The sequence below is a fragment of the Amycolatopsis sp. NPDC043887 genome (genome assembly GCF_056435665.1).
On record NZ_JBWKEB010000028.1, the window covers coordinates 34615 to 55185 of the forward strand.

General features: G+C 69.5%; 21 protein-coding genes and 1 pseudogene. 5 read left to right on the top strand and 17 right to left on the bottom strand.

The window, feature by feature from the left end; genetic code table 11:
• Positions 1-59 precede the first annotated feature (59 nt).
• The 3 genes from AC069H_RS40920 to thyX all read right to left on the bottom strand — a co-directional run bounded on the left by AC069H_RS40920 (position 60) and on the right by thyX (position 2786).
• Positions 60-1559: a serine/threonine-protein kinase gene (locus tag AC069H_RS40920; protein ID WP_478235911.1), complete on the bottom strand. Its 1500-nt coding sequence runs from the start codon at positions 1557-1559 to the stop codon at positions 60-62.
• Between the two features lie 82 nt (positions 1560-1641).
• The gene (locus AC069H_RS40925) at positions 1642-2034 is read right to left on the bottom strand and encodes an ACT domain-containing protein (protein WP_478227317.1); all 393 of its coding nucleotides are present in this window, start codon (positions 2032-2034) and stop codon (positions 1642-1644) included.
• Positions 2034-2786, bottom strand: a complete 753-nt coding sequence (thyX, locus tag AC069H_RS40930) for an FAD-dependent thymidylate synthase (RefSeq protein WP_007029376.1) — start codon at positions 2784-2786, stop codon at positions 2034-2036. The genes AC069H_RS40925 and thyX overlap by 1 nt, the downstream gene beginning before the upstream one ends.
• A gap of 133 nt (positions 2787-2919) precedes the next feature.
• Between thyX and AC069H_RS40935 the strand changes: the two genes are divergently transcribed.
• A complete protein-coding gene (locus AC069H_RS40935; RefSeq protein ID WP_478235912.1) occupies positions 2920-3444 on the top strand; it encodes a toxin-antitoxin system HicB family antitoxin in 525 nt (174 codons plus the stop codon).
• A gap of 10 nt (positions 3445-3454) precedes the next feature.
• On the top strand, positions 3455-4363 hold the full coding sequence (locus AC069H_RS40940; protein WP_478227320.1) for a DUF4097 family beta strand repeat-containing protein: 909 nt from the start codon (positions 3455-3457) through the stop codon (positions 4361-4363).
• 73 nt (positions 4364-4436) lie between these two features.
• Here AC069H_RS40940 and AC069H_RS40945 read toward each other — a convergent pair whose 3' ends face one another.
• Both AC069H_RS40945 and AC069H_RS40950 read right to left on the bottom strand, forming a co-directional pair.
• Positions 4437-4922, bottom strand: a complete 486-nt coding sequence (locus tag AC069H_RS40945) for an HAD domain-containing protein (RefSeq protein WP_478235913.1) — start codon at positions 4920-4922, stop codon at positions 4437-4439.
• 108 nt (positions 4923-5030) lie between these two features.
• Positions 5031-6251, bottom strand: a complete 1221-nt coding sequence (locus AC069H_RS40950; protein ID WP_478235914.1) for a winged helix-turn-helix domain-containing protein — start codon at positions 6249-6251, stop codon at positions 5031-5033.
• Positions 6252-6310: 59 nt separating this feature from the next.
• On the opposite strand from AC069H_RS40950, the gene AC069H_RS40955 reads away from it, so the two are divergent.
• Positions 6311-6871 (top strand): N-acetyltransferase family protein, encoded by a 561-nt coding sequence (locus AC069H_RS40955; RefSeq protein ID WP_478227323.1) that lies wholly within the window; start codon positions 6311-6313, stop codon positions 6869-6871.
• Between the two features lie 66 nt (positions 6872-6937).
• Here the strand turns inward: AC069H_RS40955 and AC069H_RS40960 are convergent.
• A pseudogene (locus tag AC069H_RS40960) lies at positions 6938-7345 on the bottom strand (GtrA family protein); the annotation flags it as partial.
• 149 nt (positions 7346-7494) lie between these two features.
• Here AC069H_RS40960 and AC069H_RS40965 point away from each other — a divergent pair.
• On the top strand, positions 7495-8016 hold the full coding sequence (locus AC069H_RS40965) for a YqaA family protein (protein WP_219153473.1): 522 nt from the start codon (positions 7495-7497) through the stop codon (positions 8014-8016).
• A gap of 86 nt (positions 8017-8102) precedes the next feature.
• Positions 8103-8564, top strand: coding sequence for a GNAT family N-acetyltransferase (locus AC069H_RS40970; RefSeq protein WP_478235915.1), 462 nt, complete (start codon positions 8103-8105; stop codon positions 8562-8564).
• Positions 8565-8863: 299 nt separating this feature from the next.
• On the opposite strand, the gene AC069H_RS40975 is transcribed toward AC069H_RS40970, so the two are convergent.
• From AC069H_RS40975 to AC069H_RS41025, 11 genes are all read right to left on the bottom strand, one after another.
• Positions 8864-9313 (bottom strand): tetratricopeptide repeat protein, encoded by a 450-nt coding sequence (locus AC069H_RS40975; protein WP_340683973.1) that lies wholly within the window; start codon positions 9311-9313, stop codon positions 8864-8866.
• Positions 9310-10056 (bottom strand): 4-hydroxy-tetrahydrodipicolinate reductase, encoded by a 747-nt coding sequence (gene dapB / locus AC069H_RS40980; RefSeq protein ID WP_478235916.1) that lies wholly within the window; start codon positions 10054-10056, stop codon positions 9310-9312. The genes AC069H_RS40975 and dapB overlap by 4 nt, the downstream gene beginning before the upstream one ends.
• Positions 10053-11417 carry a M16 family metallopeptidase gene (locus AC069H_RS40985; protein ID WP_478235917.1) on the bottom strand — a complete coding sequence of 455 codons (1365 nt, stop codon included), beginning with the start codon at positions 11415-11417 and terminating at the stop codon, positions 10053-10055. The genes dapB and AC069H_RS40985 overlap by 4 nt, the downstream gene beginning before the upstream one ends.
• Before the next feature lie 94 nt (positions 11418-11511).
• On the bottom strand, positions 11512-13767 hold the full coding sequence (locus AC069H_RS40990; RefSeq protein ID WP_478227328.1) for a polyribonucleotide nucleotidyltransferase: 2256 nt from the start codon (positions 13765-13767) through the stop codon (positions 11512-11514).
• A 228-nt stretch (positions 13768-13995) separates the two neighbouring features.
• Positions 13996-14265, bottom strand: coding sequence for a 30S ribosomal protein S15 (gene rpsO, locus AC069H_RS40995; protein ID WP_003084034.1), 270 nt, complete (start codon positions 14263-14265; stop codon positions 13996-13998).
• Positions 14266-14393: 128 nt separating this feature from the next.
• On the bottom strand, positions 14394-14903 hold the full coding sequence (gene thpR / locus AC069H_RS41000; protein ID WP_478235918.1) for an RNA 2',3'-cyclic phosphodiesterase: 510 nt from the start codon (positions 14901-14903) through the stop codon (positions 14394-14396).
• Between the two features lie 107 nt (positions 14904-15010).
• The gene (locus AC069H_RS41005; RefSeq protein ID WP_125675891.1) at positions 15011-15493 is read right to left on the bottom strand and encodes a helix-turn-helix domain-containing protein; all 483 of its coding nucleotides are present in this window, start codon (positions 15491-15493) and stop codon (positions 15011-15013) included.
• Positions 15494-15609: 116 nt separating this feature from the next.
• Entirely contained in the window at positions 15610-16572 is a 963-nt protein-coding gene (locus AC069H_RS41010) for a bifunctional riboflavin kinase/FAD synthetase (RefSeq protein ID WP_478227330.1), read from the bottom strand.
• Between the two features lie 149 nt (positions 16573-16721).
• Entirely contained in the window at positions 16722-17645 is a 924-nt protein-coding gene (truB, locus tag AC069H_RS41015) for a tRNA pseudouridine(55) synthase TruB (protein WP_478227331.1), read from the bottom strand.
• 29 nt (positions 17646-17674) lie between these two features.
• Positions 17675-18985: an MFS transporter gene (locus tag AC069H_RS41020; protein WP_478227332.1), complete on the bottom strand. Its 1311-nt coding sequence runs from the start codon at positions 18983-18985 to the stop codon at positions 17675-17677.
• Positions 18986-19219: 234 nt separating this feature from the next.
• On the bottom strand, positions 19220-20548 hold the full coding sequence (locus tag AC069H_RS41025; protein WP_478227333.1) for an MATE family efflux transporter: 1329 nt from the start codon (positions 20546-20548) through the stop codon (positions 19220-19222).
• Between the last annotated feature and the right edge of the window lie 23 nt (positions 20549-20571).

A 20571-nucleotide genomic window follows, 5' to 3' on the forward strand; every position in this document is an offset into this window, starting at 1 on the left:
CCGAGAATCACGGTAAATTTTCCGCGACGAAGGCGAGCTCGGCGCAAACTCTCTGTGAGCTATTTGACCTTGGTCGTGATCTGAGCGGGGATCTGGCTGCCGTCGGTCTTGGCGAGCAGGCAGAGGAAGCCGCGCGAATAGTTCCGGTCCTCCTCGTTGGGCGGCCGGTTCCATTCGGCTTCGGTCGGCACGACGGCCCGCCAGGTCAGCGAGGCCCGCTGTGCCCCGGGCACGACGTTCGAATTGAAGGTCGCCGAGCAGAGCGACTCGGCGATCCGGTTGACCGCGTCCGCGCCGGGATACACCGCGACCTGGGCGTCGTCGTCCGAAGAGGACTGGACGTCGAGCAGGCTGCCCTTGGCGAAGACCTCCAGCAGGTGGTCCTTGTCGCAGCTGATGCCGTCGTTCAGGTTGACGCCCTCGATGAGGGGAACGTTGTAGCAGTCTCCGGAGGAACCGAGTTTGACCTGCCCGTTGATGCCGTAGGTCAGGGTGGGCTGGGCCTGGTTGTTCCCCTCCGGCGCGGCCATCCACCGGCCGAGGAAGATCCCGCCGACCAGCGCGCCGATCACGGCGACCGCGGCCAGGCTCAGCCACAGCGGACGCAGGTTGCGCTTCGCCGGGGCCGGGGCGAGCCGGGTCATCGGCTGGCCGGGCTGCAGCATCGCCGTGCCGCCCGAGGGCGGCGTCGGCTGGGCCTGCACGCCCTGCGCGGCCGCGAGCAGGCTGCGCACCTGGTCGTACGACATGCGCGCCTCGGGCTTGGTGACCAGCAGGCCGAGGATCGCGGCGGCCAGCGGGCCCTGGACCCGGGTCAGGTACGGGGCCTCGGTCATGATGGCGTGCAGGGTCGCCGCGGTGGTCGACCGTTCGAACGCGACGATGCCTTCCGCGGCGAAGAACAGCGTCGTGCCCAGCGACCAGAGGTCGGATTCGGGCATCGCGTCACGGCCCTCGACCCGTTCCGGCGCCATGAACGCGGGCGAGCCGACGATCATGCCGCTGGTGGTCAGGCGCGGGTCGTCGGCGGCGTGCGCGATGCCGAAGTCCGTGAGTTTCACCCGGCCGTCCGGCGCGACCATGATGTTCGCGGGTTTGACGTCGCGGTGCACGATCCCGGCGGCGTGCGCGGCCCGCAGCGCGGACAACACCCGCTCCCCCACCAGCGCGATCTGCTGGGCGGGCAGCGGGCCGCGGTCGCGCACCAGGTCGGCCAGCGTCGGCGCCTCGACCAGTTCCATCACGATGTAGGTCGCACCGTTCTCGGTGACGACGTCGTACACGGTGACCACGGCCGGGTCGTTGAGGCGCCCGGCGGAGCGGACCTCGCGCAGCATCCGCTCCGTCAGCACCGAGGCGTCCTCGGGAGCGTTCGGGAACTTCAGCTCCTTGATCGCCACCTGACGGCCGATCACCTGATCCTGCGCGCGCCAGACGATGCCCATCCCGCCGCGGCCGAGCTCGCCCAGCAGGGCGTATCGGCCGGCGACGATCCGCGCGCCGGCGGCCTGATGCGTCTGCTGGGGCGGCCCGTACGGACGGGTCTGTTCGTCGGTCAAGGTTCGGTGCTCCTTCGGTTCGCGCAGGATGCTAACTCGGACCCGTTCGCGCTCCGAAAGGTTCCTTCGCCCGGCTGGTGAATCAGACCGTGACCTCGTGCCCGGCTTCCCGGAGCGCCTTCACCGCGCGCTCCAGCTCCGAGGCCCGGACCAGCACGTGGTCGGTGTCGAAGGTGGACATCGAGAACAGCGCCACCCCGGCGGCGGCCAGTTCGCTCGACAGCGCCGCGATGATGCCGGTCAGCGTGAAGGCCAGCGGCCCGCGGACCGACAGCAGCCGCCAGCCGTCCTCGACGGTGGCGCCGGCCGGCGCGAGACCGGCCGGGCAGATCACCGACAACTCCTCCGGCGTCCGTGTGAGAGAGACGAGCACGGGCTCGCCGGGGTCGAGCAGGTTCGCCGGAACCGGCGCGTCCGGGGCGAGGCGGGCGACCGCGTACTCGCCGGGCCGGACGTCGATCGCGAGGCGTCGCATCAGCCCTCGAGAACCTTCGGGCTGGACGCGACCTCGGTGCCGTCGGGCAGCGCGGAGATGGTGAAGTCCGCGAACACGTTGCTCGAAGCCTTCTGCAGCTCACGCAGGCATTCGATGGCCAGGGCGCGGATCTCGACGTCGGCGTGCTCGGTGGCCCGCATCGCGATGAAGTGCCGCCAGGCGCGGTAGTTGCCGGTGACCACGATGCGGGTCTCGGTCGCGTTCGGCAGCACGGCGCGGGCGGCCTGGCGGGCCTGCTTGCGGCGCAGCGTCGCGCTCGGGACGTCGGCGAACTTCTCCTCCAGCCCGGCGAGCAGCTCGGTGTAGGCGTCGACGGCGGCCTGCGAGGCGGCAAGGAACTTCGCGTGCAGCTCCGGGTCCTGCGCGATGACGTCGGGCTCGACGAACGCGGCGTCGCGCTCGGGCACGTAACGCTGCGAAAGCTGCGAGTAGGAGAAGTGCCGGTGACGGATCAGCTCGTGCGTCAGCGAGCGCGAGATCCCGGTGATGTAGAAGCTGACGGATCCGTGCTCCAGCACCGAAAGGTGGCCGACGTCGATGATGTGCTCGAGGTAGCCGGCGTTGGTGGCCGTCTTCGGGTTCGGCTTCTTCCAGGACTGGTAGCAGGCACGGCCCGCGAATTCGGCCAGCGCCTCACCACCGTCGGCATCGGTCGACCACGGTACGTCCGACGGCGGGAAGAACTCCGTCTTCGCGATCAGTTGAACCTTGGGTGACACGGTCTCGGCCACGTTCGCACTCCTTTACGACCCCTGCTCCACGACTCCGGGCAGCGTAACCGCAACCCTCTTTGACGCCGGGGCGACATCACGGTGACGTCATGCCCTCCTTGACTGACATCAGAAATGACGTCATAGTGGTGTCATGGATCTGACGCCGTACATCACAAGCCTTCGCGAGGACCTCGCGAACACGGCTTCGGCCGGCGACGAGCAGACGCGGCGCGCTGCCGCGCTGCTGTCGTCGGCGCTGGAGCCCGCCGCCCGCCTGACCATCATGAACGCCCTCGCCGACCTGGCCGCCGAAGTGACCTCCGCGCTGCCGGGGCACGTCGTCGACGTCCGGCTCGACGGCCGCGACGTGCGCGTCGTCGTCACCGGCTCGGCCGAGAGCGCCGAGCAGTCCCCGCCCCGGCAGGAGGCACCGCGGGAGGCCCCGCGTGCGCCCAAGGTGGACACGGGCGACATCACCCGCATCACGCTGCGCCTGTTCGAGCAGGTCAAGGGCCAGGCCGAGGCGGCGGCCGCCGCTCAGGGTGTCTCGCTGAACACGTTCGTCTCGCAGGCCGTTCAGGGAGCGCTGGGCAAGAGCGGAAGCGAGCACTGGCACTACAAGCAGAAGCCGGGCGGCGGTGCCGGTTCGCACCTGCACGGCTGGGTCCAGGGCTGAGGGGACGGAAATGACCGAGGAAAGCATTCCCGCCGGTGAAGAGACCGTGCGCGTCGAGGACTTCGAGGCCGAGGGCCCGATCGAGATCGACGTGAGCGTGGCCATCGGCCGGGTGACCATCGAACTGACCGGCGAGAACGGCGTCCACGCCGAGGTCCGCCGGGACGGTGGCGAACAGCAGCCGTGGGTGGACGGGATGACGAGCCTGCTCAGCTGGGTCGGGGAACGCTTCGGCGACCAGCTCGGCGGTTCGCCGGCCGGGTCGGCGGGCGACGCCGTGGCGCAGACTCGGATCGAGAAGGTCGGCAACCGGCTGGTCGTCCAGGCGCCGAAGGCCTGGCAGCTGAAGAACGTCCCGCTCGCCATGACCGTCCGGGCGCCCGCCGGTTCGCACCTGGAGGTGCGGGCCGGGGCGGCCGACGTCACGGTCACCGGCTCCGCCGGGCGGGCCGACCTCATGACCGGCGCCGGCAAGATCGGCCTCGAACGGGCCGACGGTTCGGCGATCGTCCGCACCGGCACCGGCGACATCAAACTCGGGCCGACCCTCTCGGGTCTCCAGCTGCGCACCGGTAGCGGCTCCGTCGAGGCCGCCTCGGTGAGCGGTTCGGCCACGCTCGCGACCGGCACGGGTGACGTCTGGCTCGGCGAGGTCGCGGGCGAGGTCCTGGCGCGCACTGGCAGCGGCTCCCTCTCGGTGGCGGACGCCGCCTCCGGGACGCTGGAGCTGACCACCGGATCGGGTGAGGTCCGCGTCGGGATCCGCGGCGGCGTTCAGGCCGAGATCGACCTTTCGTCGACGACCGGTTCGGTGTCGAGCGAACTGGAAGTCGCGGAGACCGCGCCTTCGGAGGTCTCGCTGAAGGTGCGGGCGCGCACCGGCACCGGCGACGCGGTGGTGACCAGCGCGGCCAGCTGAGCCGCGGGCCGCAGGGGGATCGAGGGACCTTTGCTCTCACTTTTCCACGGGGGTGGGAGCGAAGGTCCCTCGCTCATTTCAAGTGCGTTCGAAGGGCCGCCAGATGGACATCGGTGATACCCGTGCGCGGATCGACCCGCACCAGGTGCGTGACCATCCCGTCCCGCCGGGAAAGGAACGCGTCCCTGGCGGTGGGATACAGGTCGAAATCGTCATCGAGCCAGATGAGAGGGCGCGGCCCGGCGTAACGGGCGACGGCGTCGAACTTCCAGCCGCTGTCGACGTTCGCGCAGTCCACGGCGGGAAGCGTGGGCAGGCCGATGGCCGGACCCACCATGGTGTTCGCCTGGTGCCCCCAGGTGGTCGCCCAGACCAGCTCCGCGTCCCCGGCCGCGTCGAGCAGCGCCGTCCCGTGGCCTGGGTTGAGCCACATCCGCAGTGGATGCCGTCGGCTCCAGCCCCGGATCCGGAACTTGTGCTCGACGAATCCCGGCGGTTTGGGCTTGGCGGCGAACGGGTTCAGCGGGCCGTCGACGTCGAGGAAAAGGACCGGCCGCATCGGGCCATGATGCCTGAGGGCGCCGTGACCTTCACTCACGAATCGGCCGTCGATGAAGGATTTGGGACGTTGAGTGTCTCGAATCCTTCATCAACGAGCTCGGTCACTTCAGCGCACGAGGCGCGAAAGCACCGGAGCGAGATCGCCCCGCTCCCCCACCGCGACCCCGTCCAGCCCCTGCCATTCCGCCATCAGCCGCAGCTCGCCGGCCAGCTCACTGGCGACCCGCGCGACATCCACCCCAGGCTCGGCGAAGGCGCCCTGGACGCGAAGCACCCCGGCGGCACGGTCGGCCTTGAGGTCGACCCGGCCGACGAGTTCGCCGTCGAGCAGGAACGGGAACACGTAGTACCCGTAGATCCGCTTCGGCTCGGGCACGTAGATCTCGATGCGGTAGAAGAAGTCGAAGATGCGCTCGGTGCGGGCGCGTTCCCAGATCAGCGGGTCGAACGGCGACAGCAGGGCCCGGCCGGTGACCGACCGCGGCGCCTTCGCCGCGAAGTGCCGGTACGCCGGGGCGGGCCAGCCGTCCACGGTCACCGGTTCCAGCACACCCTCCTCGACCAGTTCCGCCACCGCCCGCTTACTGACGTCGGGGCCCAGCCGGTAGTAGTCCCGCAGATCCGGTTCGGTGCCGATGCCCAGCGCGACGGCCGCGCGTGTGATCAGTTCGCGGGCGCCTTCCTCCGGGCTCACGGTCCGCGACAGGATCTCCGGGGGGACGACGCGTTCGGTCAGGTCGTACAGCCGCTCGAACGACCGGCGCGTGCCGGTGGTCAGCTGCCCCATGCCGAAGAGCCACTCGCAGGCCTTCTTGACTTCCGACCGCTCCCACCACGAACCGGGTTTGCCGCGACCCGAGTCGCTCTCCAGCGCACGCTCGATACCGCCCGCGCCGATCGGTCCGTGTTCCTTGACGACGGTGAGGATGTCGTCAACCAGTTGGGGCGTCTGCTCCAGTACCCGGGCGTAGTTCGTCCACCAGCCCATGCGTTTCGCCCCTGACCGCAGGAGCGGCCAGTCCGCCACCGGCAGCAGGCTCGCCTCGTGCGCCCAGGATTCGACCAGCAGCCGGGGTTTGCGCGCGGAATGGGACCAGGCCGCGTCGTCCACCAGCGCGGAGTCGTACGCGCCGAGCCGGGAGAACAGCGGCATGTAGTGCGCGCGGACCGCGACGTTCACCGAATCCAGTTGCAGCAACTGGATTCGGGACAGCACGCGCTGCAGATGTCGCCTTGTCACCGCTCCGCCCGGACGTGCCTCGGCGAACCCCTGTGCGGCCAGCGCGATCCGGCGCGCGACCGGCCCGCTGATGGTCGTAGTGCTCATCGTTCGCATGCTGCCATCCACCACCGACAGTTTTCGGCCGCACCGCTAATCTGCGCAGCATGGCCGCCGCCGAAGTCCGCCCAGCAGTCGTGTCCGACGCCCCCGAAATCGCGCGCATCCAACGCGACACCTGGCGAAGCGCCTACACGGAGTTGCTCGGCGAAGCGGCTGTCGCCGGGCTCGACATCGAGGAGCTCGAGAAGACCTGGGCCGAAACGATCGAGTACCCGGGCACGCGCGTCTTCCTCGCCACCGAAGGCGAGTTCACTGTCGGCTTCTGCGTCGCCGGCCGCGCTCCGGAGAGCGAGGTGGCCACCGCCGACGGTTCGCTGCCAGACGACGCTTCGACGACGGCGCTCATCGCCTCGCTGCTGGTCGAGCCGCGGTGGGGACGGCGCGGGCACGCGGGACGGCTGCTGGCGAACGCGTCCGCCTGGCTGCGCGAGGACGGCGCCACGCGCGGGATCAGCTGGGTCGCCCAGACCGATCACGCGTCACTGGGCTTCTTCCGCCGCGCGGGCTGGTCGCCCGACGGAACCGTCCGCATCCTCGACACCGGAAGCACGAACGTGCGCGAAGTCCGGCTCACCGGAGGCCTCGAGCTCGAGCTCACTCCCTGACTTCGCGAACACGACCCAGCGCATCACCGAGTACATGAAGACGCCTTCGCACGCCCCGGCGATGAGCCGGGAGAGGCGGTAGTCGACGCCCAGCGCGGCCAGCCCGGCCCCGACGCCGAGCAGGAACGCCACGTAGTTGATGACGATCGCGATGACGTACAGCACCGCCTGCCTGCCGACGGGCGCGTGCGAGCGGAAGTTCATGCTGCGGTTCAGCACGAAACTCAGCCCGAACGCCGTCGCGTACGCGAGCGTGATCGCCAGCCACACCGGCAGGCCGAGCCAGCCGCGAAGCAGGGTCAGCAGGATCAGGTCGACCCCGAAGGTGAACCCGTTGATGAGCGCGAAACCGAGGAAACTCGGCGCCACCAGCCGGGAAAGCCCGAAGGGGAGGCGCCGCACCACGGCCGCGCAGAAGTCGGCGAAGCGATCCGCGAAACCCTTTCCGCGGACCGCGTCGTGCACGTCGGCCACGGCTCCAGCATGGCAGCGGCAGGTGGCCGAGAGCCGACGAACAGGTGATCTTCTGGTGCGGCCCGGAAGCCGGGAACGGGGGCTGGCCCCAGTGCGTCCTGGTTTTCAGCTGATAGCTTGGAGAGAACGAAGATAACGGGGAGGCAACGATGGTGGGCTGGTTGCTCCTGTCGTTCGGCGTCGCCTTCGGTTCCGCGATCCTCCCCGTCGTCAGCATCGAGATGTTCCTCATCGGCCTGTGCGCGAGCCAGCCGACGATGCCGTGGCTGCTGCTCGGCGCCATCGTCGCGGCCGGTCAAGTGGGCGGGAAGACGCTCTACTACCTCGCCGCGAAGGGCACGATCAAACTCCCGAAACCGCTGCACGACCGCCTGCACCGGGAGCGGCCGCCCACCCCGCGCCGGGAAAGATGGCGGGCGCGCACCAAGAAGATGCGCGCCCGGCTCGACGCACTGCGCGAACGGTGCCATCGGCATCCGCATTGGATGGCGGGCACGTACGGGGTGAGCTCGGTCGTCGGCCTGCCGCCGTACATGGCCACGAGTGTCCTCGCGGGGCTGGTGCGGATGCCGCTGGCGACGTTTCTGGCCACCGGTTTCCTCGGCCGCTGGCTGCGGTTCAGCCTGCTGGCCGCCTCCCCCGCCCTGTTCGCGGGCTGGTTCCACTACTGAGCACCGATATTGTGATGCGCGCCATGGCGGCCGCCCCCTAGTGTCTTCGCCCGTGCCGACTTCGTCCGCGTATCCACCTGGAGCGGTTGATTCCGACGGTCCGCAAGGGCGTGGTCACCGAACCCCGTGGCCGTTCGACGATCCGGCCTCGCTCTACGAAGACAAGCCCGGAGCGCGAATGGCGCCGGCTACGCGGCATCTGGCTGGGCCGGGGCCGGGTGAGCGAGAGCCAGTGGCGGCTGTACTTCGTCGTGGTCGTCGACGGGGAGCCGGTGGGCATGCAGGATCTGATCGGCACCGACTTCGCCACGTTCGGCACGGTCACCACGTTCTCCTGGCTCAGTCCGGACCTGCGTGGCCGCGGCCTGGGCAAGGAGATGCGGCAGGCAGTGCTGCATCTTGCCTTCGAGGGGATCGGAGCCCGCGAGTCGACCAGCGACGCCTTCTTCGACAACCACGCCTCGAACGGCGTCACCGACATCGAACTGGTCGCCGTTCGCGAATGCCTGCCCGTCCTCGGAATCGAGCCTGCGCATTCAGAGGACTAATTGCGCGTAGCTGCGGTTGATCCCGGGTCAGGTCCGTGAAGGCCTCCTTGCCTACTCAGCCGAAGAAACTCGACCTTCACGCCTTGCAAGAGAGACGCTGCGGCGGCACGACGGTCCAGGTGGTCGCGAGTGGCAAGACGGGTTGAAGCGGACACACCCATGTCTACCCATTGCTGACCTGCGCGAAGGTGAGGAGCCCGCTGGCACAGGGTTGTCTGTGAAGGATTTGGGACACTCAACGTCCCAAATCCTTCATGGACACGGGACAGCCCAGGCCACCGGCCCCCGCAATCAGGTGACTAGTTGCGGGAAGCGGCTTCGAGTTCGACGGCGCGCCGCATCGTGGCGCGGGCGCGCTTCCGGTCGCCGGCGATCTCGTACGCGTACGCCAGCCGGTACCAGACGCGCCAGTTCTCCTGGTCGGCCTCGACTTCGGCGCGGCGTTCGTCGAACCAGGCATCGGCGGCGTCGCGATCCACCCGGCCCGAAGGCCGCCGGGGCAGATCGGAGACGTCGGGCAGGCCGCCTTCCTCGTCCAGCCGCCGCGAAAGCCGCTGGATCTGGACGCCGGAACGCCAGGTGGTCACGATGATCCAGATCCCGAGCAGCGGCAGCAGCAGGACCCCGACGCCGAAGAGCACCGGCACCGTCTCCCCGGTGCGCACCAGCGCGATGCCCCGGCCCGCCAGCAGGACGACGTAAACGGCGAGCGCCGCCGTCATCACCAGCGCGAAGTTGCGGGCCCTCACAGGTCGAGGATGTTCTCGAGACCGACCGTGAGGCCGGGCCGCGTGAGCACCGAACGCACGCCGAGCAGCACACCCGGCATGAACGACGTGCGGTGCAGGGAATCGTGCCGGATGGTCAGGGTCTCCCCCTCGCCGCCGAACAGGATCTCCTCGTGCGCCACCAGTCCGGGCAGCCGGACCGAGTGCACGCGGACGTCGTCGACGAGTGCGCCGCGGGCACCGTCCACTTCGGACGTCGTCGCGTCTTCGCCCGGCGTGAGACCGGCTTCCGCGCGGGCTTCGCCGATCAGCCGCGCGGTGTGCGCGGCGGTGCCGGAAGGCGCGTCGGCCTTGCGGTTGTGGTGCAGCTCGATGACCTCGGCCGAGTTGTAGAACCGCGCCGCCTGCTGGGCGAACCGCATGGCCAGCACCGCGCCGAGCGCGAAGTTCGGCGCGATCAGCACGCCGAGCGACGGGTCGGCCGCGAGCCACGAGCGCAGCTTTTCCAGCCGCCCTTCGCTGAACCCGGTGGTGCCGACCACGGCGTGGATCCCATTGCCGGTCAGGAACTCGAGGTTGTCCATCACCGCTTCGGGGTGGGTGAAGTCGACGACGACCTGAGCCTGCTTGAGCGCCGAGAAGTCGTCACCGGCGTCGAGCGCGGCGACGAGTTCCATGTCGTCGGCGCCGTTGACGGCGTTGACCACTTCCTGGCCCATCCGGCCGCGTGCGCCCAGCACGCCGACGCGAATTCCAGCGGTCATGATGCGATCACCTCGTGCAGATCGTCCGGAAGGTCGTCGGCGTGAGCGTACGGCCCGACCACCGCCGCCGCCGAGACGCCACCAGGACGGGCGAGCAGAGTGCGAGCGAGCGCACAGACCTCGTCGGTGGTGACGGCGTCGATCCGCGCCACCGTGTCGTCGACGCCGAGGTAGCGGCCGTAGTTCAGTTCGTTCTTGCCGATGCGCGACATCCGCGACGAGGTGTCCTCGAGGCCGAGCACGAGCCCGCCCCGCAACTGGCCCTTCGCCCGCGCGACCTCGGCTTCGCTCAGCCCGTCCTTGCCGACGAGTTCGAGCACCTCGCGGATCACCCCGGCGACCTCGCCGAGCTTCTCGGGCTGGCAGCCCGCGTAGACGGCCATGTGCCCTGTGTCGGCGTAGCTCGCGACGGACGAGTACACCTGGTACGCCAGCCCCCGCTTCTCCCGGACCTCCTGGAACAGGCGCGAGCTCATCCCGCCGCCGAGCGCGGCGTTGAGCACCGACTGCGCGAACCGGCGGTCGTCGTGCCGCGACAGCGAACGCAGGCCGAGCATCACATGCGCCTGCTCGGTGTCGTCGGTGTGCAGCGCGAGTTTCGGCGCCATCGCGATCCGTGCCCGCCCGCCGCGCGGCGGCACGGGCGTCGCCGTCCCGATCAGCCTGGTCCGCAAAGCCTTGCGCACCAAGCGAAGCACCTGGGTGTGCTCGATGTTCCCGGCGACCGCGAGCACCATCCGCGGCAGGGTGTAGCGGCGCCGGTAGAACCCGCGCAACGCCGAAGCGGACATCTCGACGATGGACTTCTCGCTGCCGAGCACGGGGCGGCCCAGCGCGTGGTTGCCCAGGATCGCGCCGACGAACGTCTCGTGCAGCAGGTCTTCGGGGTCGTCGTCACGCATCGAGATCTCTTCGAGCACGACACTGCGCTCGGTCTCGACGTCCTTGTCCGTGCACAGGGCCTCGAACACGACGTCGGTGACGAGGTCCATCGCGAGCGGCAGATCCTCGTCGAGCACCTGCGCGTAGTAGCAGGTGTGCTCCTTCGCGGTGAACGCGTTGAACTCCCCGCCGACCGCGTCGATCTCCTCGGCGATCTGGGTGGCGTCCCGGTTCGTGGTGCCCTTGAACAGCAGGTGTTCGAGGTAGTGCGCCGCGCCCTCGACCGACGACGGCTCGTCACGCGATCCGACCCCGACCCACAGCCCGACCGTCGCCGAACGGGAGGCGGGGACGTGCTCGGTGATGACCCGGAGGCCACCGGCCAGCACACTGCGCTTGACCACCGCACCGTCCGAAGTGGACTCCAGCGTGCGGGTGCTGCCGACGGGCTGTTCGTGCCCGGGAACCTGACGAGCCAACGGATTCCTTACTCACATGTCAGGAAAGGGTCGTTCAGGACGAAAACTGTCCTGAACGACCCTTTCCTGACGTTTCACATCGGTCTAGCCAGGATTACTGGGCGTCGGCCTTCGGAGCCTCGGCCTTGTCGCCGTCGGCGGCCTTGGCGTCCGCCGAGTCTTCTTCCTGGACCACGATCAGGCTGATCTTGCCGCGGTTGTCGATGTCGGCGATCTCGACGCGGAGCTTGTCGCCCACGTTGACCACGTCCTCGACCTTGGCGATCCGCTTGCCGTTGCCCAGCTTCGAGATGTGCACCAGGCCGTCCTTGCCCGGCAGCAGCGAGACGAACGCGCCGAACGCGGCCGTCTTCACCACGGTGCCGAGGAAGCGCTCACCGACCTTGGGCAGCTGCGGGTTGGCGATGGCGTTGATCTTGTCGATCGCCGCCTCCGCCGACGGGCCGTCGGCCGCGCCCACGTAGATCGTGCCGTCGTCCTCGATGGAGATGTCGGCGCCGGTCTCCTCGGTGATCGAGTTGATCATCTTGCCCTTCGGGCCGATGACCTCGCCGATCTTGTCCACCGGGATCTTCACGCTGGTGACGCGCGGGGCGAACGGGCTCATCTCGTCCGGGCCGTCGATCGCCTCGGCGATGACCTCCAGGATGGTGAGGCGGGCGTCCTTCGCCTGCTTCAGCGCGGCCGCGAGGACCTCCGACGGGATGCCGTCGAGCTTCGTGTCCAGCTGCAGCGCGGTGATGATGTCCTTGGTGCCGGCGACCTTGAAGTCCATGTCGCCCATGGCGTCCTCGGCACCGAGGATGTCGGTCAGCGCGACGTAGCGGGTCTCGCCGTCGACCTCGTCGGAGATGAGGCCCATGGCGATGCCGGCGACCGGCGCCTTCAGCGGGACACCCGCGTTCAGCAGACCCATGGTCGAGGCGCAGACCGAGCCCATCGAGGTGGAGCCGTTGGAGCCCAGCGCCTCGGAGACCTGGCGGATCGCGTACGGGAACTCGTCCCGCTTCGGCAGGACCGGCACGAGGGCGCGCTCGGCGAGCATGCCGTGGCCGATCTCGCGCCGCTTCGGCGAACCGACGCGGCCGGTCTCGCCGGTGGAGAACGGCGGGAAGTTGTAGTGGTGCAGGTACCGCTTCGTGGTCTCCGGGGAGAGCGAGTCGATCTGCTGCTCCATGCGGAGCATGTTCAGCGTGGTGACGCCCAGGATCTGGGTCTCACCGCGCTCGAACAGCGCGGAACCGTGCGCCCGCGGGATCACGGCGACCTCGGCGGCGAGCGAGCGGATGTCGGTCAGGCCGCGGCCGTCCATGCGGATCTTGTCCGTGAGGACGCGCTTGCGCATGATCTTCTTCGACAGGGCCTTGAACGCCGCGCCGATCTCCTTCTCACGGCCCTGGAAGGCTTCGCCCTCGCCGAGGCCGACCTTCTCCAGCACCGCGGCCTTGACCTGGTCGGTCGCGTTGTCGCGGTCCTGCTTGCCCGCGATGGTCAGGGCGTTCGCGAGGTCGTCGGTCGCGATGGCGGCGACGGCGTCGAACGCGTCCTGCTCGTAGGCGAGGTAGACCGGGAACTCGCCGGTCGGCTTCGCGGCGACTTCGGCGAGCTGTTGCTGCGCCTCGCACAGCACCTTGATGAACGGCTTCGAGGCTTCGAGGCCCTCGGCGACCGAGACCTCGTCCGGCGCCTTGCCGCCGGCGGCGATCAGGTCGAGGGTCTGCTCGGTGCCCTCGGCCTCGACCATCATGATGGCGACGTCGTCACCGACGATGCGGCCGGCGACCACCATGTTGAAGGTGGCCTGCTCCAGCTGCTTCCAGGTCGGGAACGCGACCCACTGGTCCTCGATCAGCGCGACGCGGACGCCGCCGATCGGACCGGAGAACGGCAGACCGGCGATCTGGGTCGACGCCGAAGCGGCGTTGATCGCGAGCACGTCGTACGGGTCGTCCGGGTTGAGGCTCTGGACGGTGATGACGACCTGGATCTCGTTGCGCAGGCCGTCGGTGAACGACGGGCGCAGCGGGCGGTCGATCAGGCGGGCGGTGAGGATCGCGTCGGTCGACGGGCGGCCCTCACGACGGAAGAACGCGCCGGGGATGCGGCCCGCGGCGTACATGCGCTCCTCGACGTCCACGGTCAGCGGGAAGAAGTCGAAGTGCTCCTTCGGGTGCTTCGACGCGGTGGTCGCCGAGAGCAGCATGGTCTCTTCGTCCAGGTACGCGACGACGGAACCGGCGGCCTGACGGGCCAGACGGCCGGTCTCGAAGCGGACGGTGCGAGTGCCGAAACGGCCGTTGTCGATCACGGCTTCGGTTTCGTGCACGGTGACTCCGGTGGAGTCGGTCATAGGGTGTATCTCCTCTTTTGATCCTCTGTAACGGCGCGAGTCTCCCACCCTGGGACCTGTTTCGCCTGCGGACGCTCGAGGAGTGAGGCCGGTCTTCGATCGAAGCCCCCGGGCCGTTGCCCGGGAACCACTACCGAGGACCGGCGGACGGTACCTCGTGCGCGCTCGCGCCTGTGTTCTTAGACCGAGGGGGAGCGACCGATGTGGTCACTCCCCCTCGGGTTCAAGCTATCGGCGGAGGCCGAGACGCTGGATCAGCGCACGGTAACGCTCGATGTCCACCTTCATCACGTAGTTCAGCAGCCGGCGGCGGCGGCCGACCAGCAGCAGAAGCCCGCGACGGGAGTGGTGGTCGTGCTTGTGAGCCTTGAGGTGCTCGGTGAGGCCGACGATGCGCTTGGTCAGCAGTGCGACCTGGGCCTCGGGGGATCCGGTGTCCGAGTCGTGCACGCCGTACTCGGCAAGGATCGACTTCTTCTCTTCGGTGGACAAAGCCACAGTGGTGCTCCTAGATATCTGTGCCGTGCGGCCCGGACGATGTCTTCACGCCGGGTGAGACGGTCACGGCCGCCACGGACTGCAGCCGGACCCGATCGTCAAGGCTACCAGCCTCGTGATCAGCGGCTTCAGGCGCGGGCGTGGTCCAACGCGTACGACCGGATCACCCGGTAGCGCGAAACGCCCTGTTCACGGTCACTGCTCATCAGAACGGCCTCGGTCGCCGTCCAGGTCTCACTGGTGAACCCGGCCAGCCGCTCCTCCCACGCGCTCGCGGCTCGCGGCCGGTCGCGGGGGAAGCGGGCCAGTGTCAGGTGGGCCACGTACGGCCTGCCTTCACTCTCCGCGCCGGCCTTCACGGCCAGCTCGTGGAGCCCGGTTCCGTACACACTCAACCACAGCACCCCGGGGAATGTCGCGGCCTTTTCCAGCCGGAGGTCGATCGGCCCCGCGCCGGCCAGCCGCCCGGCGAGCCAGTCGCCTCGTTCGGCCGGATCGTCCTGGCCGTGGAAACCGAGGGTGATATGCCAGTCCTCTCGCACCGACCAGCGGAAATCGCCGTCTTCGGGCGTGCCGAGCGCGGCGGCTACCTGGTCGAGGACCTCGTCGGGCGGGATCAACGCGCTGAAGATCGTCATAGGCACGTGACTCGCGTGCTCAAACCCGTGACTCGCGTGCTTGGAGGCGGAACTCGTGAGTTCCGCCTCCAAGCACGCGAGTCACGTCGCGAAGCACGCGAGTCACGTCAGGAACCGTTCCGCGCGGCGCGGCGCAGCAGGTCCGCCAGCGACGGGAAGTCTTCGTCGAGCAGCTTCGCGGCTTCGGTGAGGTCTTCGTCCTCACCGATGTCCCGCAGCGCAACGAGCACACCCTGGTCGTCGGCGACGGCACCGACCGGGATGCTGTCCCTGCCCACCGTCGGCCGCGAATCGCGGACGTCCTCAAGGGCCTCCTGCATGGCCTTGCGGTCCCCCGCGGCGACCGCCGGGACCAGCACCTTGCGCTCCAGCATGATCATCTTGGCGAGGACGACCGGATTCCCGATCTTCGCGCGGCGCCCGCTCATCACCTGGCTGAGCATGGGCGCGCTGATGCCGAGGACCTCGGCGAGGAAGGCCTGGGAGATGTCGAAGGCGACGACCAGTCTCCGCACGCGATCGCCGAGCGGCTCCCCGTACCACTCCTTCTGCAGCGCGATGTTCCGCTGGACGATCTTGTGGTCCTCCACCTGGTCCGCTCCCCTTAACCCCATCGAACGCCATGCGCGGTCCGTGACATCTTGCCACCGGAACGCACGTGAGCGGGTGTGTTTGTCGATTGTCATCCGGCCAAGGCCGGAACCGGTCAGTCCTGCCCGCCGAGCAGTTCCCTGGTACGGGCGACGTCCTCGTCGATCTGCGCCACCAGCCCCTCCGACGTCGGGAACCGGACCTGATCCCGCAGCTTGGTGACGAAATCAAGCGCGACGTGCTGCCCGTAGAAATCCTCGTCGATGTCGAGGACGAAGGCCTCGACGGTGCGTTCCCGCCCCGAGAAGGTCGGGTTGGTGCCGACCGACACGGCGGCACGCAGCCGTCGGCCGGGATCCGACGAACGGGTGAACCAGGCGCTGTAGACCCCGTCGGCGGGCACCGCCGCGAACCGCGGCGTCGAAAGGTTCGCCGTCGGGTACCCGAGATCGTGCCCCCGGCCGTCGCCCCGGACGACGATGCCCTCCAGCCGGTGCGGCCTGCCGAGCGCTTCGGACGCGGCGACGACGTCTCCGGCGTCGATGCACGAGCGGACGTAGGTCGAGGAGAAGGTGATGTCGTTGTCCGCCTGCTCCTGGGCGAGCAGCCCTTGCAGTTCCGCGCCCTGCGCCACGAAACCGAACCGCTTCCCCAGCGTGCGGAGGAGTTCGACGTCACCGGCCGCCTTCGCGCCGAAGGTGAAGTTCTCCCCCACGATCACCGCGGCCGCGTGCAGCTTGTCCACCAGCACCTCGTGCACGAACTCGTGCGCCGTCAGCCGCGACAGTTCCAGCGTGAACGGCAGCACGCAGAAGACGTCCACCCCCAGGCCCTCGACCAGTTCCGCCTTGCGGCGCAACGTGGTCAGCTGCGCCGGATGACTGCCCGGCCGGATCACCTCCGACGGATGGGGATCGAAGGTCAGCACCACGCTCGGCACGCCGCGTTCGGCGGCGGCGCGGACCGTCCTCGAAATCAGCTCCTGATGACCGCGGTGCACGCCGTCGAAGACGCCGATCGTCACCACACACCGTCCCCAGCTCCCGGGGAGGTCACCCAAACCACGCCAACGCTGCACTTCTAGCCCCGTCTCCTCAGGCCCGCTCCGTGCACCACCCTAGGCCGTGCCCTGTGCGGCACGCTCGCGGGCTTCGCGCCCAAGCGGCCCCTGACTCGTGAGTGGTAAAGACGGTTAGAACCGTCTTTACCACTCACGAGTTCTCCTACCTAGGCGGGCAGCAACACGACCACCGACCGGGCCAGTTCGCCTTCGTCCGCGGCGAGCGCGAGCACCCGGCCGTCCGGTCCGAACATCCCGTACGTGCCCTCGATCCCGGCCGCGGGCACCCTCTGTCCATATCGGACCGCCTGTGCCATGCGGACGTCCAGATCGCGGCGCGGGAACGCGGCGGCGACGGCGGCGTCGAGGTCCAGTGTCAGTTCCGGCTTGTCCTCGAGCTGGTCGAGGGTACGGGCCTTGGCGAGGGTGAACGGCCCCACCGTGGTGCGGCGCAACGCGAGCAGATGCCCGCCGACACCGAGCCCGGCGCCGAGATCGCGGGCCAACGCGCGGACGTAGGTCCCCGACGAACATTCGACGACGGCGTCGAGTTCGATCCGGCTCGCCTCGCGGCGCGTGGCGAGCAGGTCGAAGCGGTGCACGGTGACCGGCCGCGGCGGGATGACGACCTCTTCGCCGGCGCGAACGCGGGCGTACGCGCGTTTGCCGTCGATCTTGACCGCGCTGACCGCGCTCGGCACCTGCTGGATGTCGCCGGTCAGCGCGGCGATCCCGGCCGCGATCGCTTCGTCGGTGATCTTCTCGACGACGTCCGGCGCGGCTTCGGCGATCGGCTCGCCCTCGGCGTCATCGGTCGTGGTGGACAGTCCCAAGGAGAGGGTCGCGAGGTAGGTCTTGCGGTCCAGCGCCAGGTGGCCGAGGAGTTTCGTCGCGCGTTCGATGCCGAGCACGAGGACGCCGGTGGCCATCGGGTCGAGGGTGCCGGCGTGCCCGACCTTGCGGGTGCCCATGAAGCGCCGCGCCCTGGCGACGACGTCGTGGGAGGTCATCCCGGACGGTTTGTCGACGATGACGAGACCGGGCGGCGGAGCGGGACGTTTCTTGGCTTGAGCCTGATTGGGGCGCGACACGGGCCGAACCCTATCTTTCGGGCCTTCGCCTAGGACGAGACGGGCATCGGCACTTCGGCGTCCCAACGGCGGCGCCGGATCTGCACCGGGATCGCCTCGCCTCGCGCCTCGGCCTCGAACAGCACGGCGCGGGTGCGCCGCCACCACACGAGCATCCGGAAGGTGCCGAACGCGAGCACCGCGATCACCGACAGCAGCGCCAGGCGGAACGTGCCGCCCGTCCACTCCAGCAGCACGCCGACCGCGAGCGCCGAGATCGTCGTGGCCACGAATCCGCCGACGTTCACCACACCGGTCGCGGTGCCGACGCGCGAGAGTGGGTTGTAGTCCCGCGCCAGCGCGAAACCGATCATCGACGCCGGGCCGCCGAGGGACAGGAAGGCGAACACGGGGACCAGGACCGCGACCGGGATCGTGCCGCCCCAGCCGAGCAGGACCGCCCACATCACCGCGGCGCCGCCGATGTACCCGCCGACGAGCGGCATCCGCAGCGACGGGCGCCGTCCGATCAGCCCGCCGATCACCGGTCCGCCGATCATCGAGCCGAACACGAACACGATCAGCAGCGAACTCGCGGTGGCCTTCGGATATCCCTGGCCCTGCACCAGGAACGGGACACCCCACAGCATGGTCAGCACGTTGGGGGCGAACATCGTGCTGAAGTGGACCCAGAAGCCCAGCCGGGTCCCCGGGGTGCGCCACGCGTCGGCGACCTGGCGGCCCAGCACCTTCGGATGGACCTTTTCGCGCACGGGCTCCGGCACGCCGCGCGGGGTGTCTTCGACGCGGAGGGCGACGACGGCGGTGTACAGCGCCGTCACCAGGCCGACGGTGAGGAACGTCGAGGTCCAGCCGGGGCCGTCGAGCAGCAGGCCCAGCGGGAGGGTCGCGGCGAGATTGCCGACGTAACCGATCGCCCCGGTCAGCGCGGCGAGCAGGGCGTACTGGCGGCCGGGGAAATGCGCGGCGATCAGCCGCAGGATGCTCACGAAGGTCAGCGCGTCACCGAAGCCGACGACGGCGCGGGCGAGCAGGCCGAGCGGGTAGGAATCGGCGACCGCGAGCAGGATCTGGCCGAGTCCGAGGAAGAACACGGCGCCGGTGAGCACCCGTCGTGGGCCGTAGCGGTCGACGAGGACGCCGGTGGGGATCTGCATCGCGGCGTAGACGCCGACCTGCAGGACGGTGAACGTGCCGAGCGCGGCCGCGCCGACACCGAAGCGGTCGGCGGCCTGGAGCCCGGCGACGCCGAACGAGGTGCGATGGAAGACGGCGAGGAGATAGACGGTGACGGCGGCGAACCAGATGAACCAGGACCGGCGGGTGGCTCGGCCTGTCACAGTATTTCCTCCTTGAGCACGGTTCGGGCGAAGAGACGCCCGCACTGCCGCCTCATATAGTTGTAGCGCGTAAGCAATGACGAAACATAGCCGTTACCCGGGTGCTTTTCGCCACAACGCCGCAGTTCACCCGGCTGCCGGTGTCAAGGGGCGCTCCACCCCCGCGTTTAGTCCTCTGAATGCGGTAGTTGCACACGCAAGTACCGCATTCAGAGGACTAAACGCGGGGGAAGGTCAGGCCGCGCGGACGGCGCCCTCGACGGCCCACTGCCCCGACCGCCACCGCACCAGCAGGGTCGCCAGCCGCAGCAGCATGAACAGCGAGAGCCCGGTCCAGATCCCGGCCAGCCCCCAGCCGAACGCGAGCGACAGCCAGATCAGCGGCAGGAACCCCAGCGCCGCGCTCAGCAGGGTCGCGTTGCGCAGGAAGGCGGCATCCCCGGCGCCGAGCAGGACACCGTCCAGCGCGAACACCACCCCGGCGATCGGTTGCAGCGCGACGAAGAACCACCACGCGTGCGGGATCTGGCCGAGCACGGCCGCGTCCGAAGTGAACACCTGCGGCAGAACTCCGGCCACCGACGCGAACACGACGCCGAGGAAGCAGCCGAACACCAGGCCGTAGCCGGTGATCTGCCGCGACAGCCCGCGGGCCCGTTCACTCGCCCCGGCGCCGAGGGCGGCACCCACGAGCGACTGCGCGGCGATCGCGAGTGAATCCAGCACCAGCGCGAGGAAGGTCCACAGCTGCAGCACGACCTGGTGCGCGCCGACGGCCTCGGTGGACGTCCGCGCGGCGACCGCGGCGGCGGAGACGAAACACGCCTGGAAGGCGAGGCTTCGGAGCACCAGGTCCCGGCCGAGGCCGAGCTGGGCACGCATCACCTTCGGTTCCGGGCGCAGCGGGACCCGTTCCCGCACCAGGGCCGCGATGAACAGCGACGCCGAGATCACCTGCGCGACGACGTTCGCGATCGCCGACCCTTCCAGCCCCCAGTCCGCGCCGTACACCAGCACCGGGCACAGCACGGCGGAGATCCCGTTGCCCGCCAGCACATAGCGCAACGGCTTCGCGGAATCCTGGACGCCGCGCATCCAGCCGTTGCCCGCCATCGTGATCAGGATGAACGGCGTCCCGAACAGCGCGATCCGCAGCCAGGAGACGGCGGCGTCGGTGATCGCGGCGTCGCCGGAAAGCACCCGGGCGATCGGCGCGGCCAGCAGCTGCCCGGCGACGATCACGACCAGCCCGACGATCACCGCCAGCCAGGTCGCCTGGACACCTTCGCGGACAGCGTCGCCACGGCGGCCCGCGCCGTGCAGCCGCGCGGTCCGCGACGTGGTGCCGTACGACAGGAACGTCAGCTGGCTCGAAACCTGCGACAGCACGACACCGCCGACGGCGAGCCCGGCCAGCGGCAGCGCACCGAGGTGGCCGACGACGGCCGTGTCCACCAGGACGTACAGCGGTTCGGCGGCGAGGACGCCGAGCGCGGGCACCGCGAGGCCGAGCACGCGTTTCGGCGGGACGCGCTCGTCGAGTTCGGAGGCTTCAGGCACCACCGCAGACTAAAGGTCGGAGGTGC